This window comes from Shewanella sp. KX20019, assembly GCF_016757755.1.
GTDB lineage: Bacteria > Pseudomonadota > Gammaproteobacteria > Enterobacterales > Shewanellaceae > Shewanella.
Genome location: NZ_CP068437.1, coordinates 4,964,356 through 4,980,463, shown reverse-complemented (window position 1 = coordinate 4,980,463; position 16,108 = coordinate 4,964,356). Strand labels below are relative to the sequence as shown.

The following is a 16,108-nucleotide window of genomic DNA, read 5'->3' as shown; positions in this document are numbered from 1 at the left end:
TATCCTGAACGGAAAGTGAATGACTTTTATACTGATGTTTGTTTCTCATTAAAAAAGCGCCTAATGAGGCGCTTCTATTAATAGCTACTTGTTAACTTATTCGACTGGCTTGCCTAAAACATAGTGCTCGAACCATTTCTGGTCCCACTCCATCTTGGCTTTTCGGTGCTGATACTTGCTCAGTCCATGACCTTCGCCAGGATAAACAATGAGCTCAACAGGTACGTTTAGGTAGTGTTTAAGGGCGCGATATAGACCTTGTGCATGACCTGCAGGAACTCGTTGGTCATTTTCACCGATATGGATAAGAGTGGGCGTTTTGATTTTGTCAGCATGGCTGAGTGATGAGCCATGGGTGTAAGCCTCTGGCTTTTCCCAAGGTAGGCCTTCCATAAAGTTAACTACGTGACCCGGTGTGTCTTCGAGCATCCACTGTAGACGCTGGTCGAAAACACCTGCGCCGGAGCTTGCCGCTTTAAAGCGTTCAGTGGTGCTGATTAAAGCATTAGTCAGGTAACCCCCGTTACTCCAGCCCATCACTGCCATTTTGTCTCCATCAACAATACCGTCGCTAATAAGTTGATCGACACCAGCGATAATGTCTTTAACTTCGATGTCATGCTCTTTACCAACTAAATCAGTTAAGAACTTATCACCATAACCGGTAGAACCACGATAGTTAGGCGACAGCAGTGCCCAGCCTTTGGCTGTAAATGTTGAGCGTCCATAAGAGCGGTGTTGTAAAGCGTATGGTGTTGCTGATGTTGGTCCGCCGTGAATTTGCACTACTAATGGTAACGGACCATCAGACTTTTTATAGTCAGCGGGTAGATCCAATATACCTTCCACAACACTACCGTCAGGTGCCTTCCAGCTAACGATAGACACTTGAGGGAGCTTCCAGCTATCAACTTGCGGGTTGATGTTGCTCAGGCGTTTTGCTTTAGCGCGGCTGCTATTGGCATCGGCAATAAACATATCTGAAAAATGATCTAAACCGTTGTGGCTAAAGGCGACGCGTTTACCATTTTGGCTAAAGCTGTAGCTACCAATGACCATATCGCCATTAACAACAGCACGAGTATCTCCCTGTTCGCCATCATCAATTTCGGTACAAAATAGCTTTACTCGAGCATGTTCAGCGCCGCGATAACAGATCTCATCACTATCTGGTCGCCACTTTATGTCGCCGGAGTTTAAGGTAACATCTCCGCCACGGGTCACTTCGAGTGATGGCGCGTCGGTTGTTTGCGCATTGGCGATAAAGAGCTTACCTGGGTGACCGTCAAAATCGATTCTAAAGGCGAGTTGGTTACCGTTTTCTTGCCAATCTAGGCCTAATAACCAGCCATACGGGGAAGGAGCTTGGTCGCGCCATTGCTTATCTGCGAGGGTCGTATTGATTTTTGTTTTGGTATCGAAGACTTCAACATCAGACCAACCTTCTAGCCTAACCAGCTCATTGTCGTCCGTGGTTATACGGGCAACTTTACTGCCATCGTCATTGACCTTGAACTCCCAAACTACTTTGTCGTCATCTAACAATAATTGTTGCTTAAAGTGTTGTAGATCCAGTTGGTATAAAGGGTTTGTTTTACGCTCGCCATGGCCATATTGAGGCGCAGAGTGACCAGCTCGCATTGAGGCCCAATCATCTTTGTCTTTCACTGTTTTAGTCGCTAAGAAATATACACTTTTGCCGTCATTGCTGAGTTGAAAACCGTTAACACCTTCAACCTCTTTAGTCATCGGTTGCATGTCACCGCCAGCGACTGCAATGCGGAAAACTTGTGTCTTGCCATTGTATGGAGCCTTGGCTGATTCTTGTTTTACCTTACCTAAAAAATAGATATGTTGCCCGTCAGGACTCCATTGTGGGCTTGATTCACTTTCGTTAGTGAATGTAAGGCGTTTGGCGTCACCACTTTTGGTGTCGAGTAGCCATAGATCTCGCTGGCTTTTATCCAGCTCTTTGTCCCAGCGGGATTCTAGCCAAAGTGCTTTCTTGCCATTAGGACTTAATGTCACTGAGCTCATGCCGCCAAGATCAAAAAAATCATCGATAATGATGTCGTGAGTTCTTTCTGCTGCCGAGGTGCCCATACTGGTACCGAGCAATGTTGCCATTGCAGTAGCAAGCAGGGTTAGCTTGTTGAAGTTTTTCATGTTGTTCCTACCCTTCAGGTATTTCTGTAATTTTTATAATGAGATAAGCGCTAATACACTAGCGCAAGTGGTGTTATAAAATCCATGAAATATGTCAGCTATTAAGGTTATTTTTTCTCGTCTTGCATTAACTTTTGCAGGTAGGCAAGCTCTTCTGAACTGAGCAGTTGTTGGCTGGATTTCATCGGTGACTTTTGCTGAGGTTGAGCTAACCTGCCACGTAAGAATGCGGCATAGGTGATCTGTTTTAAGCCATAAATGGCAAGGATATATACGGTGAGTAACAGTACAAGTTTAGTGGCAGCATGGTTAATGCCAATTAATTGTTCGCCGAAATAAAAAGGTAAGATAACCAGTACCGCTCTGATAATCCAATTACTCATTAGCGCGAGGGTAAGTACCAGCAACCAGCGAAACTTTATGTCCTTAAGGCTTTCTTGATGTAGTCGGGAAGTGCGGCCAGGATAGTGGCTAAGCATCTTTAAAATAATGTAAAAATAGAACGCTGTCTGGATAAATAACAGCGCAGGCAGTGCCGCACCGAGTAGATTTAGGTGGCTGAAACCCAAGTTGAGGCTCAATGGTATTTCGGGCAGTACCCCTTGGTTCAATACGTGGTAAGTTGCAGCGGTCAATACGGTAATAGCGACTATGGTACCGAGATAGAAGTGAGCGGAAAAACCTATGGGAGTTTTTGTGTCATTTAAACTGCGATGACAGTATAAATAGAGCATCGGCATTAATAAGAAGTAGATTGGAATAATTAAAATAACGATAAAGTGGATGGGAGCGGGCGCATTTTCTTTGGTGAGTAGGCCGGTAAAAAAATATAGCGCCATTAGGCTAAATATACCGCCTAAAATCTTATGGTTACCATTTTTTTCATGATAGATATAGCGGATGTATAAGCCTAGGCCTAAGCAGTGAAGACCGCCAAGCAAAGAGAGCCACCAATATCCTTGTGATACAAGGTCACTAAATTCATTCATATTGCTGTCATTTCATACTATTAAACTCCAATATGCAAGTTCAAGATTTAACCAAAACAACGCAGTTTTGCAGTTTGGGAGCGGTATTAGTTTTTGACTCATATTGAAATTGTAGTTGCTGGCGGTGATCACCGCCGTGGGGAGGGGGTTAGCTGGCAAGCTTAGAGACTAGCTTTAGTTTGTCGAGTAACACATCCTTTTTAAAGGGTTTCGCCAAATAGTCATCCATACCCGACTCAAAGCATTTCTCGATATCTTGATCTAATACACTGGCGGTGAGTGCAATGATAGGTAAGCGCTGTTCAGAGTTTAGCTTTTCCCATTCCCTGATTTTTTCGGTTGCGGTGAAGCCATCCATAATGGGCATCATACAATCCATCAGAATAGCGTTAATGACTTCGCCTTTGGTAATGAACTCGAATGCCTCGAGTCCATTATTGGCAATGATAAAGTCAAATCCAGCTTGTTTCACCAGTAGAGATGCCACTTTCTGGTTTACCAGATTGTCTTCGACAATCAGAATTACAACTTTTATTTTATCCTCAGCGATGTTGCTGTTCGCTATCTGCTCCGTTTCAGATACCACTTTTGTGCGTAGTTCTCTATTTTCTAAACCGTTGTGAATGGCGTTGTTAAAGCGTCTGCCTAGTAATGGCAGAGTGATAGTGGAATCTATATTATCAAGGGTACGTTGCTCTGAGAGTGTGTTGATGGCAATTGTAAAGATATCTTGTTGAGACAATAACTCAGGTAACGTCGCTAAAGCCTCTCTAGTGATTGAGGAATTATCAACAAAAAGGACATCGAACGATTGTTTATCTTGTAGAAGGTCAAAGCTGGATGGATAACGATAATTGAGCTTGAATCCCTGCCTGATGCAAGCGCCATCAAGGGTTTCTATAATGTCATTATTATTGGATATTAGTGCTGAGGTAAGGTGTTTAAACTCATCCTGTTCTGGTGCTTCGTGGGCAATAATACGCGTTTTAAATTCAACAGAGAAACAACTGCCTTTACCTTTTTCTGAGCTGATCTTTATGTCACCACCCATTAGCTCGATTAGTTGTTTACAGATAGCAAGCCCTAGACCTGTGCCACCAAATTCGCGGGTAATAGAGCCATCTTCTTGAATAAACGGAGAAAAGATCTGTTGTTGCTTGTCCTCTTCGATACCAATGCCGCTATCATAAATTTTAATCTGCATGTTGGCATACGGTTTTTCATCAAACTGACTACATACAGCGACCTTGATAAAACCTTCAGCGGTAAATTTGACCGCATTTGACAGTAGATTCATCAGTACTTGACGCATACGATGTTCATCAATCGAAACGAGGTAAGGCGTATTTTTTGGGATATCAATTTGCAGGTCGAGATTTTTCTCAACCACCTTAGCTAGCACCATTGTTAACGTGTCGTAGACGACCTCTGAAATATTTGTGTCGGTGTTGGCAATTGTAAGATTACCAGACTCAATTTTTGACAGGTCCAATATATCGTTAATCAGTAACAGTAAAGTGTGCGACGATGTTTCTATGGTTTCCAAATACTCATTTTGTACTGGGGTCAGTTTGGTGCCTGCAAGAATCTCAGACATACCGATAATACCATTCAATGGGGTTCTGATTTCATGGGACATATTAGCGAGAAATGAGCTTTTGGCTTTATTGGCATTTTCTGCATCAGATTTAGCGCGTAAAATTTTCTCATCATTTAAGTAGCGCTCATGGATCAGGTTGTTGAGCTTTTTGGAAAACAAGCTAAATTCGTCGTTGCCATTTTCATTTATTTTATTTGAGTAGTCATGTGTTTCCTCAATTTTTGACATGGTTTTAATCACGTGGTTTAGGTAATTGAGTATTCGGCGGTAAAGGTTGGCACCAATCGTTCCAATGATGAGTAGTGATGCAAATAAGGCGCTACAGAAAATGATGATCAAATTTTTTGATTGTGCTATTTCACTGTGAATTTTACCGGTCAATTGTTCTGAAAATGTGGTTACAACAAACTGAATAAGGCTTAGGCGTTGACTAAAGGCTTTTAAATTGGATTCGGGGCTATCGACTAAAATATTGCCCCGTAAAATATCGCTGCGCAGTTGATAACTTTGCTCAAATGCCTTGTCTGAAAATGTCGCCAGCAGCAGATCGACTTGTTCTGGTTTGGCATTGATATTGATAAAGCGTTCAACGTAGAGCTGCTGTCTTTCAGCGCTCATGTTTAATTGAGTGAGTAGATCTGTGTTGCTCCTATTTGTGAGTAGTTGATTAATAAGCCACTTCTCTTCTGCTGACCAAAGTGACAACCATTGCAACTGAAATAGTATGGTTAGATTTTGGTTAATCTGCGCAGGCACATCTAGCTTATCTTTTTCTAAAACAACTAGCGCTTGCGCTTGCAGTTCACTCATCCAAGCAGACCAATCAACAACACCCTCTCTTGTTAGTTCTGGCGATTCAGTTAAAGCATCTTTAGTGCTATCAAACCAGGCTTGGATATCATCGCTGTTTTGGGTGGTGAACGCTTTGGGAAGTAACTGTGGAAATTCAGCGATAATAGGGGTGAAGTCTGCCAATAAGAAAGGGCGGCCCTGAGCGTAGAGTTGTTCTCGAGCTTGATTTATTTTGATATTCAGTGCTGAAAAAGACTCTAAAAAGGTAATTTTGTGGTTGAGAGTATTGAGTGCTCGCACATTATTGGTTTGCTTTTTTATCTCCAGTGCCGATAAAAATGCAGCGAACAATAACGGTAGTAACACTAATGCCAACATCCTTGTTTTTATTGAAATACGATTCAATAAGTTCATTCCTGCTCCTTGAATTGAACGGTTCAATCATAAAGTTGTGAATCTCACAACTCTTGACTATATTCAGCATAGTACAAAAAACTATCTAGGATTGAAGGTTTTATATGTTTAATGGATTAAACTTTAGTAGCTTGTTTTTTTATACAAGGTTAGTCGTTTTGATGACGGCTCTCTCCCTATCCTCATCACTCTGGGCTTTAGAAGCTGACACGGATGAAGGCACTGATGTTGAGTTCGCAATTTTTAGCCTTAATGAGTCACTCCCCCCCCTAAGTAAAAGCAAAGCTAGAATGTTATATCGAGGCAAGTCTAAAAAAATAGACGGTAGCCTTAAAATTGTTTTGGTCGATCTACCCGAAACTTCCATGCATCGTGAAGAGTTCTACAGCATGTTGTTGGGAAAATCAGTATCACAGATGAACGGTTATTGGGCGGGGCTAGCCTTCTCTGGCAAAGGTTCACCACCCGAAGAGCTAGATGGTGATGATATAAAACAGATCCTAAAGTGGCTAAATGACAACCCTAATGGTATCGCATATGCTCCGATTGAATCGGTTCCGGAAGAAGTGAATATCTTAATTACCGTGCCACAAGGAGAGTAGCCATGTTATTAAGCCGTCAGTACATATTTTTGATATTGAGCTTAGGTATCACCGCAAATGTAGAAGCTGGAGTCGAACTCACAGATGACATTATGTTGAGTGGTTTCGGTACGACATCCATCAGTAAAACAGATAATAAGACACCGCTATTTATCAACCGAGAAATCTCCGATGACATCTGTTATGACTGTGATACCTTATTTGGATTGCAGCTCGATATCGATGTTTTTGAAGGGTTTAATGCGTCAGCTCAAGTCGTCAAACGTACTCAAGATAACTGGAGCGAACCCGAACTGGAGTGGGCCTATTTGGGCTACGAGTTTGGTGATTTTGAATTGCGGACAGGGCGACTGCGCTTACCGTTGTTTCTAGTTTCTGAATTTTACTATGTTGGTCAAGCCTATACATGGGCTAGACCACCAGAAGAGGTTTACGATGCCATTTTAGGTTTTACCTCTTATGACGGTATTTCTCTGGCTTGGGATTATGAAATATCTGACGAAATATCACTAACTATCTCTCCATATTACGGGTTTGACCGACTTAATGAAGTGCAGCTCGGGGCCAACCTACTTAAATTTGACACCGAGTATATGGCGGGGATATACGTAGATTTGGTAGGATTTAACTATCGGATCCATACTGGTTTTATGCAGGCCAAATATACTCAGCGTCCATTTCCAGCGACACAGAAACTGGATATTTATACTTTGGGGGCTGAGTACAGTTTGGATGCTTGGCAGTGGATGGTTGAAGTTGAGTACGATAAGTTTCAAACCAACTGGTACGCCAGTGCTGCCTATGCTCTTGATGACTTCACACCTTACCTTGTCTATGCCGAGAGCCATGAGTTAAGGAAGAGCAAAGGCGTTACAGTGGGGGTTCGCTATGATGTGACTTCGACAATATCGCTTAATGCTGAGTTCCAATCTATATTCTCACAAGAAAAGGGTAATCGTGCTCAGTTTGTCACCTCGCCACTCTTATACGGCGAGAAAGATGATGTCGACATACTCAGCCTGACTTTGAACTTTGTCTTTTGATTATGGATAATATTGTATTTTGGCTTGGCTTTTATCTGCTGATGTTACTTGCCTCTATTATCATTGGTTATCGCAAAGGCAACATCGTTGCTGGAGCATTGTTGGGTTATGTATTAGGGCCCATTGGCGTGTTAATTTTACTGCTTAGCAAGGATAGGAAAATGCTGCCATGCCCCGAGTGTGGCAGTAAAATTCATCGACACTCTTATAAGTGCCCAAAGTGCCATCAGAAAGTGCTTAATCGCTTAGAGTCATAGCAAGAGTGGCTTATAACATAAAGTTAAATGTTAGAAGTTGAATGAATAACTGATACTCAAGGAGCCATCCTTAAACCGACCAGTATCGGGCCCTCTATCGGCACTATTCCAGCGGTTACCAGAGTAGTTGTTATATTGAATGGTTATTGTTCCAGGATGCCAATCAAAGTAACCGAATCCATAAGTGAAATCAGGGTTCCACGGCTGTTTCTGGCTACTGTCTAAATAGTAAAAGGCAGTTGCATTGACATACCAATTGCCGATGATTGAGTATTTGCACCCTAAGCTTATTGTTTGATGGCTGGTCTTATATTCGATGCTAGCTAAATCGAAGTATTCTGGTGTGTAGTTATAATCAAATTGACAACCAATGGCACCTTCGTCAGTAAACGAAAGCCAATCGACAAAAGGTTTGTTGATTGGAAATTTCCAACCTAACGCCCATGTTCCTTGCGAAAACTCAGTGTGTTTGCCTCCAGGGTCGGGAGAGAAACGGTTACCGCCGTAATTGGAGTAGAGCAGGCTAAAGGTATACGGTCGCCAATCACTGTAACCAAATACATAGGTAAAATCGGGATTCCACGCTTGCTGAAGCTCTTTATCAAAATAGTGATATGCGGTAGCAGAGATAAACCAATTACCGATAATCGAATACTTAAGTGACAAGCTTGCTGTTAAATTTTGATTACTTGGGCCTGTGGTGGCATTTGCGGGTAGAACGGCGGCAGTATCGACCAAAGGGTAGCCAATGCTGATACTGGCGCTCCAGCGTTTGTACCAAGGAGCATCGGAGTCCCAACCTTCAAATGGCAGCATAAATGAGCTGGTTGCACCATTCCAGATGAGATCAGCTTCTGTTTTTGGCTCTATTTCTTTGGTGACAGCTTGATTGATTACGGTTGTCTCTTCTGTTCTGGGCGCGTGTTTTGCCATCTCAGTTTGGTGTTCATTTGCCTGACAATTAGCCACTGTACTGCTTAGGGTTATTACCCATAAGGTCGTGCTAACAGTCCATTCATGGTGCTTTCTCAAATGAGTCATCCCTAACAGATCTATGTATTATAGCGTATGAGTATTACCAATTTTTCACTCTTCAAAAATTGCCCGTCTATTGCGAGCCTTATACCAAAGGCTGACTAAAATCAGTGAGTTAGTGTTTATATTGTAGGCGGTGTTTGTTTTGCCATCACGGTAAAGTCCAGTAGGGATTTCTGTATGCTGAGCACTATTAGTTATTACCTGTGTCGCTAAGCTTTGGCTGTACTCGCTTTGATAAATAACACTCAGAGCAAAAGCGGCTTTATTGCTGAAGCTTTGCGATTCGCCAAGAGGCTTACCTGAATGAGAAACGCTATGCCAAGCTTTGCCCTGGTAGTAGATGTTGTTATATAAAAACCAAGGGGACTTACTCAATGAATCTTCAGCGTAGGCGGTTAACCTGTTATTGAGGTTGTACTTGGCTTCATGCAGTTGGTAGAGCTTATTAAGCTGATTCCAGCAAGAGGGGTCATTGCTGACCTCGATGGTGTAGAGCAGAAAAGGGTCAAGTGTTAGAAAGGGCAGATTGCGCGGGTCAATTTGTAGCTTGATGTTATCAAGCGTCACTTTATCTAACTTATTACACATAAAAGCATTATCGACATCTAGATTCATCAGGCGATAACCCGTTGCTGCATATTGCAGGTAACCCAGTCGTCCTTCCTGGCGGAAATACTCATTTTTAGACGTTAGCTTGGTGCCATATAGTGTTTTTTTATGTACCGCAGTACTAAGCTGCCACTTTTTCTTGATGAGCTCAATATCGGCGGCGAGGTGAGGCTTTTTTTTGGCGACAATCGCTAACCAAATATAGAGCCTACCTAGATCTAAAGCAGACCATCCATTACCGTGGGACGAGGTTTGACTAAATCGACCAGAGGGTTGTCCTGTTACGGTATTGTACTGTCGATTGGGGAGCTTGCCTTTGTAAAGTGGCAATTGATGTAGGGTCGAAAGTAATTTCCCTAGTCGTAACTCTGTGACTTGTTGGTTGCTGACTCCCAATGCCTCCAAGGCCATAATAGCAGCGATACCACTGGCAATATCCCACATGGTGGCGTGCGTATACCCTTGAACGGAATCGATGAGGCCGGTGCTTTCGTTCCAGTTCTTATCTATGTATCGCTGTGCTTTGCTTATCAGTAACTTCTCGTAGCGAGTTAGAGAAACCTGCATTGCTTTATCGGCAAGTTTCTCTGGGGGATCTGAATATTGAGGGGCAGTCTCTTGTGCTACCGGGATACTCACATTTTTAGGTTTTACTTGTGGGATAACCGCTCGACGCTGAAATTGGATAGTCGTTTGATTAGAGTTCTCAGAGCCCAATATCACTCTTGACACCCTTTGTGATTCGGGGGAATGTAACTGCGACTTCTGTTGCTCGGGCTGTATTTGTATTGCAGCGTCATTTTGCGTGGTATTTCCCCACGCAAAATGATTTCCTACCGTACTGAGTATAGCGAAAGAGCACACTGCGATATTGAGTGTGCTCTTATCTAGCATGGTTTTTTGCAATTGGCGGCCTATTGCAAAATCCCTTCTATTTGTTGGTTAATCTCTTTTATTTTGCCACAAAGATCGTTGATAGCCGTTTGATTTGGCAAAGAGCCAGCTTGGGAGCTTGATTCTACTGCTTGGGCTAATGTCATAGCCTCTTTGGCGCATAAATTACTGAACATACCTTTAAGTTCATGAGATATTTGAAATAAGCCGTCGACATCATCACTGGAAAAGCGATGTTGGATGATGCTATCACTTTCGCCATACTCTTCTAAGTATATGGTAAGCAACATTTTTACCATGGAATCATCATCGCCACACAGTGCTTTTAATTCATTAACTTCTATCATGATTACGTCCTTTGCTCTATACCTGTTTACTGACGCCTGATATTCATCTGGGACGTCTGCGATGAAAATATTGGCTGATACACGGTATATTTTGATTGAATTCGTTTATTAGGCGGTTGCGGTGAGTTGCCCCGCTTTAACCTTGGTTAACCAAGTTGCTAATGCTTTAGGAGTCATAAGTTGCATATCACCGAGCTCAGCGTCTTTTGCATGCATAAGTTCATCTGGGAGCAGATCAATAATGCGCTCTAAATCTTCAGCGGTTTGTATTTCTCTATCAATTAACTGAGCCATCTCTTTGTTGTAATCAGCACCTCTGGCTCGCAACGCTTTAACTAGGCCTTGTAATAATGTTAACCAAGTGCTCATTGGTCCCTGGGTTATTGAAGCTGATTCGGCAGCTGAATCAATAAAGGCGAAAGGAACCGTGGCAATACTTTGCTGATGCTGCATGGCAGCTAAGATCCAATCGGTATCGAATGAAAAATCAAATACGCTTGGTTTAGCTAGAATATGCTGTAGTGCATCACGACTAAAGAGTTTGTAAGCGGCCTGAGTATCGTGAATACCCTTTGAAAAAATAGCTGCACCGACCATTCTTTGCATGTGTCTGAGGGTCTTAATACCGATCCCCCAGCGCTGCTCTTGTTTAACTAAAATAGAGAGTGGATCTTTGCGATTTCCCAGTACGACTTGAGCATGATTTGCCACAAAAGGTGCCAGTATGAGCCCAAGTTGTCCCATATGAACAGAGTTATCAGCGTCGGTATAAATAACGGCATCAACACCGTCAGAGAGGGCTTGCATGCAACCATGAATTATAGCGCCACCTTTTCTGGAGTCATCAACATCATTGAGCTTGGCTAAAGGGCCCTGTTTTGCACTGATCCCATCTTTTAGGTCGAGTACCGATATTTTTTCGGGCTGTGAGCTTCTATTGGCAATGCGGTTGGCAATGTCGAAACTGCTGTGAGGGCAGCCATCGTCAACGGGATACAAATGCCAGTCCACTTTAGTCCCTTTGCATGCCCATTGAAGCTGAGTGACTTTGGTTAGCAGTGAGTTTTCACCATTGATATTAGTGGCGCTTTTTTCTAGCAAGCGATGATGCTCTCCCCACATAGCAAAGACAACGCCAATGGAGATAGGTGTGGTTATTTGTCGCAAGTATTTGCGTGATTGCACTAGCTTAACGGCTAATTTAAAGGCAAGGGGGCAATCCTCTCTTCGTGCCAATGAGGCAAGTTGCGCAGGAGAGGTGCGTTTTAGCTCCAATAAGGAGTCCGCGAGCTCAAGTAGACTGATTTGGTGCGAAGATTCAGTTAAATCAAATTGGTTGCTAGCCGCGCGATAAATTTGTTGGAGATCTTCTTTGTGCATATTCATAATGAATCCTTTCATTGATTAACTCATCCTGAGCGCCCGCAATATTGACGCTGCATCAACATTGGACATGCTTAAAATGTAGTAATAGATCGACAAAACAGCAAGGAGATACCTTTCTCCGTTTACGGCTATTTAGGTATTATGAAGTCGTTGGCTCCTGTCGCTCAGTTAGCTATTTATTTTAAAAGCTTAATATGGTGGTTCTCTGTCATTTTCTTTGAGATCAATTATCTCTATATTTTCAGGTTTTGCTGTTGCTGGAATAGGTTCAATTTGCCGTTTTTGTAGCGACTCTACTTTTATCTCTTGTGCTTGATTAATACCTCCCTTACCCAGTAAATTGGTTGTATTTGCCTCTTCAGTCGGCAGGATGACGGCGGTACTTTTACTGTCCTTTGTCTGAGACTGAGCTGCAGAAGCAAGCGCCGCGTCAGAAGCATCGATGACCCTATTTTCCGCTGCCTTTTCTAATTGTGCTTCGGCGGTTTTTGTAGATTGTGGTGTTGGGGTAAAGGAGGGAGAGTGGGAAAAATTAGAATCATAGCCTGAGAGTTTCTTCCCCGAAGTAGGCTGTTGTGATTGCACTGTGCTGGGAGTGTAGATCTGGGTAGGTTGGTCTACATTGTAATTGATGTTTAAGTCATATCGGTTCAGACCTAGCTTGGGGGTGGTGAAGGAGAAAAGGTTTAGTTTCTCTTGCCACAACTGCAGTGCCGTGAGTTCAATGTCGAGGTTCTCGTCTATACCACTGGTAACATCACTGACCTGCATAGCCACCGATAGCTGAGTATTCGCAGTTTCTAAACGTTGATGTAGTTTTTGCTGTATTTGCGACCAATTAGTCCCCCCTGTTAAGAGGTAGCGAGTGCTGTCTGACCAATATTGGTACGCTACCGGATCTTCTGCTTTATCTGCTGCAATAGCAGCAAGTGATGCCGCCAGTCCTGCCGATTGCCACATCTCTTGTTGAGACACTTTGTTGGGGTTACTTAACAGCACCGCACTTAGCTGATGCCAATGCGCCGCAGCTTGTTGATAGCGGCCTTTTGCAAGTAGATAGTTTCCTTTGCTAAAGGGGCGTAATTCAAGGTTTAGCGCTTCTGCAAATGAGGGCTTGCTTGCAGATAGCACCATAAGAGACAGGGCTACTATAAATCGATACTTATGACTCATCGAACGTCTCCACTAAGCATTTACCTGGATGATTGAAGCGTGAGTTAAAGCGTACATCACGATATTCCTTGTTTTCTTTGGCTTGATAAAGCTTGCCGTTGACCTTGTAGAGCAAAGCTTCGAGCACTCCTGCATTAGTCTTTAAAGTGATGCTTTTTTCATAGGCACTTGATACTTCATAGCGCCCTTCATACCAACCCCGTTGTGGATGATATAACTCTTGCACCAGTGTTATTAGGCGTTCGGTGTAATAGGTTTTCCAAAGTGCCCACATTTGAAACGCGACTCGGGTAGAGATAAGAGCAAGCTGATCGTGGCTACTGCCATCTTCGGCGACGGTGATCCAAGGGGTGCCTAATGCATAGATAGCATCATAAACGAAATAGGGTTCGCCGGAGACCACATGTTCTGCTCTTGCGGTGTAAATCCGTTCAATATCCCAGCGACTCTGCTGTACTTGATAGATGGAGTCCGCCATTGCTGCTAACGGCACATTGGTATGTTGTGCGTCGAGTGAATGTAGGTCGTCTATATCATCCCAATTAAATTCAAGTCCTAGCCATAGGTAGGGGGTGCTAAAAACCGGCCTTAGCACATCAAAATAGCGCGGATCTCTGCCATCAAAAAGTAGGTCGATTCCATTGATTGTCGCCACTTCATAGGGCTCAAGTTTCATGGTTTTTTTAGGGATTATCTGCCAGTCTAAATAACCATATGCAGCATATTCCTCGATACCTAAGCGTCCCTCTTTATAGCTATTAACCTGTCCATCACTGATATTTCCACCATATAGCTCGCCTTTGTCAGAGACCAAGGCGCAAAAATTCCAACGTAGAACAGCTTTATCAATATATTCAGAAAATTCAGGGTTGTGTTGTTTTGTAATGGCTAATGCAATAAGTAGTCTACCTATATCAATGGCAGACCAACCTAATTCAGCTGGCTGATTGGCGTAGTTAACCATGCTGCCATAGTTGGTGGAGTAGACTTTATTTGGTACACCTTGACGCGTTAAAGGCATTTTCACCAGAAAATCAATCACCATAGTGAGTCTTTCGTCATGAGCTTTGGTTGAAATTAACTCGAACTGCAGCGCAGCTTGCAGCGCGATAAGATAATCGGCCAACGAGGTCATATCCATCGTCGGATAATTGTCTATGGAGTTAACTAGGCCTGAAGATAGCTGAGTATTATTGGCGAAATACTGCCACGCTGTGTTTGCCCAACTAAGCTCTTTTTCGGTCAGTTCACCGTGTCTACCTTGTCTTATGAACTGAGATTCATTAACGCCAGATACGCCAGACTGAACTCCTTGGTAGACAAGACCACAAGCTTGAAGGCAAAACAGCAGTAACAGCAGAACACATTGTCGTAGCATATGACTCCAGTCAGAAAGCTGAATTAGTTTGCTGCAGTCTTTCTCGGTAAGCATTGCCCTTCATATCCAAATGGGCTTTGTAATGCTTTCTCCCAAAGGCTAGGAGCGGTAGTCGCTTGATACTGTAGTAACTTACCCTGTTTTTTATACAGTAAGATTTCGAGCAAAATACCGTTGTTGTTTGAGGTGAATGTATTAATGAGTCCGGTACCATTCTCAAATATGCCCTCATAAAAGCCTTTTTCACGGTCATAAACATGGCTCACGTGGTCAAAAAGAAGATCGGTATATTCTGTGTCCCACAGTACCCACATCCCCATTGCCCCTTTGATCGCAACGGCGGAGTATTGCGGTAAAAAAGCACCTACTTCAGAAATCGTATTCCAAGCAAAACCATCGGTGTAAATAGTGTCATAGACGAAGTAGGGCGCTCCGTCGAGTTGATGTTCAGTCCTGGCAGTGATGATACCGGTTTCTTGATAGCGTTTTTCTTGAACTCGATAGATCTGCAATGCAAACTCAGCTACCCAAGCGTGGCTGTAATTGTTGTCGTGTGCACTATGGTCCGCAGTAACATCCCAACCGAACTCAACACCATCTAGCACATAACTTTCGGTGACTACGTAGCTATGAGCTTTGAGCTTGCGCGGATCTCGCGTGTCATAGGGTATGTCGTAACCATACATATTGATGGTGGCGTAGGGTTCAGGCATTAATGCTTGCTTAGTATTAAATCCCCAAAGTTCAAAGCCTTTGGCGGCGTATTCTTCATAACCCAATCGGCCCTCTTGTAAGTACTGCACGGGTTTATCGGCCTCCAAAAGCGCGCCAAACATGGTGCCAGTTTCATCGACAACATTGCAAAAATTCCATCGTAATACCGCTGAATCAATGGCACTGCCAAACTGAGGAAAGCGATGTTTAATAATATGCAGCCAAATGAGCAACCGGCCTAAATCCAAAGCAGAATAGCCAATCTCGCCAGGTTGGTTTGCATAATCCACTTTTGCGGCATTTTGGGTGTTATACGCCTTGTTGGGTAGCTCACCCATAAATAGATCAATGGTATTGAGTGTGGCAATGAAACGAATAAAACGGCGATCGAACTCCTCTTTCTCAATAATGCCAAACTCTAACGCACTGACCATTCCCGCTAAATAGGATGAGGCGTCCCACCAAGTAACTGAGGGGTAGTCATTTACAGCATTAACGAGCCCGGTTGACTCTTGATAGTTGTTAACAAAATACTGCCAAGCGATAGTCGCCATTTCCATCTCTTGCTCAGTAAGTTCTCCTGAGCGTGGCTTAGGAACCTCCCAATGTGTATGACGTTCGACAATATCGTTAGAAAAGCCTTGATAGCTATTACCACATGCAACAAGCAGTAGAGCTAGGCATATGGTTAAAGTAAGTTGCATAC

13 protein-coding genes are annotated in these 16,108 nt (G+C 43.2%); 3 read left to right on the top strand and 10 right to left on the bottom strand.

All coding sequences use genetic code 11. The features are described from left to right. Positions 1-96: 96 nt before the first annotated feature. The 3 genes from JK628_RS21565 to JK628_RS21555 form a co-directional block, all read right to left on the bottom strand. A complete protein-coding gene (locus JK628_RS21565) occupies positions 97-2,166 on the bottom strand; it encodes a S9 family peptidase (protein WP_202286940.1) in 2,070 nt (689 codons plus the stop codon). 107 nt (positions 2,167-2,273) lie between these two features. Then, the gene (locus JK628_RS21560; protein WP_202286939.1) at positions 2,274-3,155 is read right to left on the bottom strand and encodes a hypothetical protein; all 882 of its coding nucleotides are present in this window, start codon (positions 3,153-3,155) and stop codon (positions 2,274-2,276) included. A 148-nt stretch (positions 3,156-3,303) separates the two neighbouring features. Beyond that, complete coding sequence (locus JK628_RS21555; RefSeq protein WP_202286938.1) at positions 3,304-5,961, bottom strand: hybrid sensor histidine kinase/response regulator; 2,658 nt, start codon at positions 5,959-5,961, stop codon at positions 3,304-3,306. A 161-nt stretch (positions 5,962-6,122) separates the two neighbouring features. On the opposite strand from JK628_RS21555, the gene JK628_RS21550 reads away from it, so the two are divergent. From JK628_RS21550 to JK628_RS21540, 3 genes are read left to right on the top strand one after another with little or no spacing between them, the layout of a single operon-like run. Further along, the gene (locus tag JK628_RS21550; protein WP_237524089.1) at positions 6,123-6,563 is read left to right on the top strand and encodes a hypothetical protein; all 441 of its coding nucleotides are present in this window, start codon (positions 6,123-6,125) and stop codon (positions 6,561-6,563) included. Between the two features lie 2 nt (positions 6,564-6,565). Beyond that, complete coding sequence (locus JK628_RS21545; RefSeq protein ID WP_202286936.1) at positions 6,566-7,606, top strand: hypothetical protein; 1,041 nt, start codon at positions 6,566-6,568, stop codon at positions 7,604-7,606. Between the two features lie 2 nt (positions 7,607-7,608). Next, on the top strand, positions 7,609-7,863 hold the full coding sequence (locus tag JK628_RS21540; protein WP_202286935.1) for a hypothetical protein: 255 nt from the start codon (positions 7,609-7,611) through the stop codon (positions 7,861-7,863). A gap of 30 nt (positions 7,864-7,893) precedes the next feature. Here the strand turns inward: JK628_RS21540 and JK628_RS21535 are convergent, their stop codons facing one another. The 7 genes from JK628_RS21535 to JK628_RS21505 all read right to left on the bottom strand — a co-directional run bounded on the left by JK628_RS21535 (position 7,894) and on the right by JK628_RS21505 (position 16,106). Further along, positions 7,894-8,895, bottom strand: coding sequence for a hypothetical protein (locus JK628_RS21535; RefSeq protein ID WP_237524088.1), 1,002 nt, complete (start codon positions 8,893-8,895; stop codon positions 7,894-7,896). 54 nt (positions 8,896-8,949) lie between these two features. Next, a complete protein-coding gene (locus tag JK628_RS21530) occupies positions 8,950-10,404 on the bottom strand; it encodes a DUF3131 domain-containing protein (protein WP_202286934.1) in 1,455 nt (484 codons plus the stop codon). 20 nt (positions 10,405-10,424) lie between these two features. Continuing rightward, positions 10,425-10,751, bottom strand: a complete 327-nt coding sequence (locus JK628_RS21525) for an Hpt domain-containing protein (RefSeq protein WP_202286933.1) — start codon at positions 10,749-10,751, stop codon at positions 10,425-10,427. 108 nt (positions 10,752-10,859) lie between these two features. Beyond that, a complete protein-coding gene (locus JK628_RS21520) occupies positions 10,860-12,137 on the bottom strand; it encodes a glycosyltransferase (RefSeq protein WP_237524087.1) in 1,278 nt (425 codons plus the stop codon). A 189-nt stretch (positions 12,138-12,326) separates the two neighbouring features. Next, entirely contained in the window at positions 12,327-13,310 is a 984-nt protein-coding gene (locus tag JK628_RS21515; RefSeq protein WP_202286931.1) for a hypothetical protein, read from the bottom strand. Further along, positions 13,300-14,742 (bottom strand): DUF3131 domain-containing protein, encoded by a 1,443-nt coding sequence (locus JK628_RS21510; RefSeq protein WP_237524086.1) that lies wholly within the window; start codon positions 14,740-14,742, stop codon positions 13,300-13,302. Before JK628_RS21510 ends, JK628_RS21515 begins: the two co-directional genes overlap by 11 nt. Beyond that, on the bottom strand, positions 14,712-16,106 hold the full coding sequence (locus tag JK628_RS21505; RefSeq protein ID WP_202286930.1) for a DUF3131 domain-containing protein: 1,395 nt from the start codon (positions 16,104-16,106) through the stop codon (positions 14,712-14,714). Before JK628_RS21505 ends, JK628_RS21510 begins: the two co-directional genes overlap by 31 nt. Positions 16,107-16,108 lie beyond the last annotated feature (2 nt).

What these genes read in the sequence shown, in the direction of transcription:
- JK628_RS21565 (WP_202286940.1), bottom strand. Translation starts at nt 2,166, where the DNA reads ATGAAAAACTTCAACAAGCTAACCCTGCTTGCTACTGCAATGGCAACA.
- JK628_RS21560 (WP_202286939.1), bottom strand. Translation starts at nt 3,155, where the DNA reads ATGAATGAATTTAGTGACCTTGTATCACAAGGATATTGGTGGCTCTCT.
- JK628_RS21555 (WP_202286938.1), bottom strand. Translation starts at nt 5,961, where the DNA reads ATGAACTTATTGAATCGTATTTCAATAAAAACAAGGATGTTGGCATTA.
- JK628_RS21550 (WP_237524089.1), top strand. Translation starts at nt 6,123, where the DNA reads ATGACGGCTCTCTCCCTATCCTCATCACTCTGGGCTTTAGAAGCTGAC.
- JK628_RS21545 (WP_202286936.1), top strand. Translation starts at nt 6,566, where the DNA reads ATGTTATTAAGCCGTCAGTACATATTTTTGATATTGAGCTTAGGTATC.
- JK628_RS21540 (WP_202286935.1), top strand. Translation starts at nt 7,609, where the DNA reads ATGGATAATATTGTATTTTGGCTTGGCTTTTATCTGCTGATGTTACTT.
- JK628_RS21530 (WP_202286934.1), bottom strand. Translation starts at nt 10,404, where the DNA reads ATGCTAGATAAGAGCACACTCAATATCGCAGTGTGCTCTTTCGCTATA.
- JK628_RS21525 (WP_202286933.1), bottom strand. Translation starts at nt 10,751, where the DNA reads ATGATAGAAGTTAATGAATTAAAAGCACTGTGTGGCGATGATGATTCC.
- JK628_RS21520 (WP_237524087.1), bottom strand. Translation starts at nt 12,137, where the DNA reads ATGAATATGCACAAAGAAGATCTCCAACAAATTTATCGCGCGGCTAGC.
- JK628_RS21515 (WP_202286931.1), bottom strand. Translation starts at nt 13,310, where the DNA reads ATGAGTCATAAGTATCGATTTATAGTAGCCCTGTCTCTTATGGTGCTA.
- JK628_RS21510 (WP_237524086.1), bottom strand. Translation starts at nt 14,742, where the DNA reads ATGCTTACCGAGAAAGACTGCAGCAAACTAATTCAGCTTTCTGACTGG.
- JK628_RS21505 (WP_202286930.1), bottom strand. Translation starts at nt 16,106, where the DNA reads ATGCAACTTACTTTAACCATATGCCTAGCTCTACTGCTTGTTGCATGT.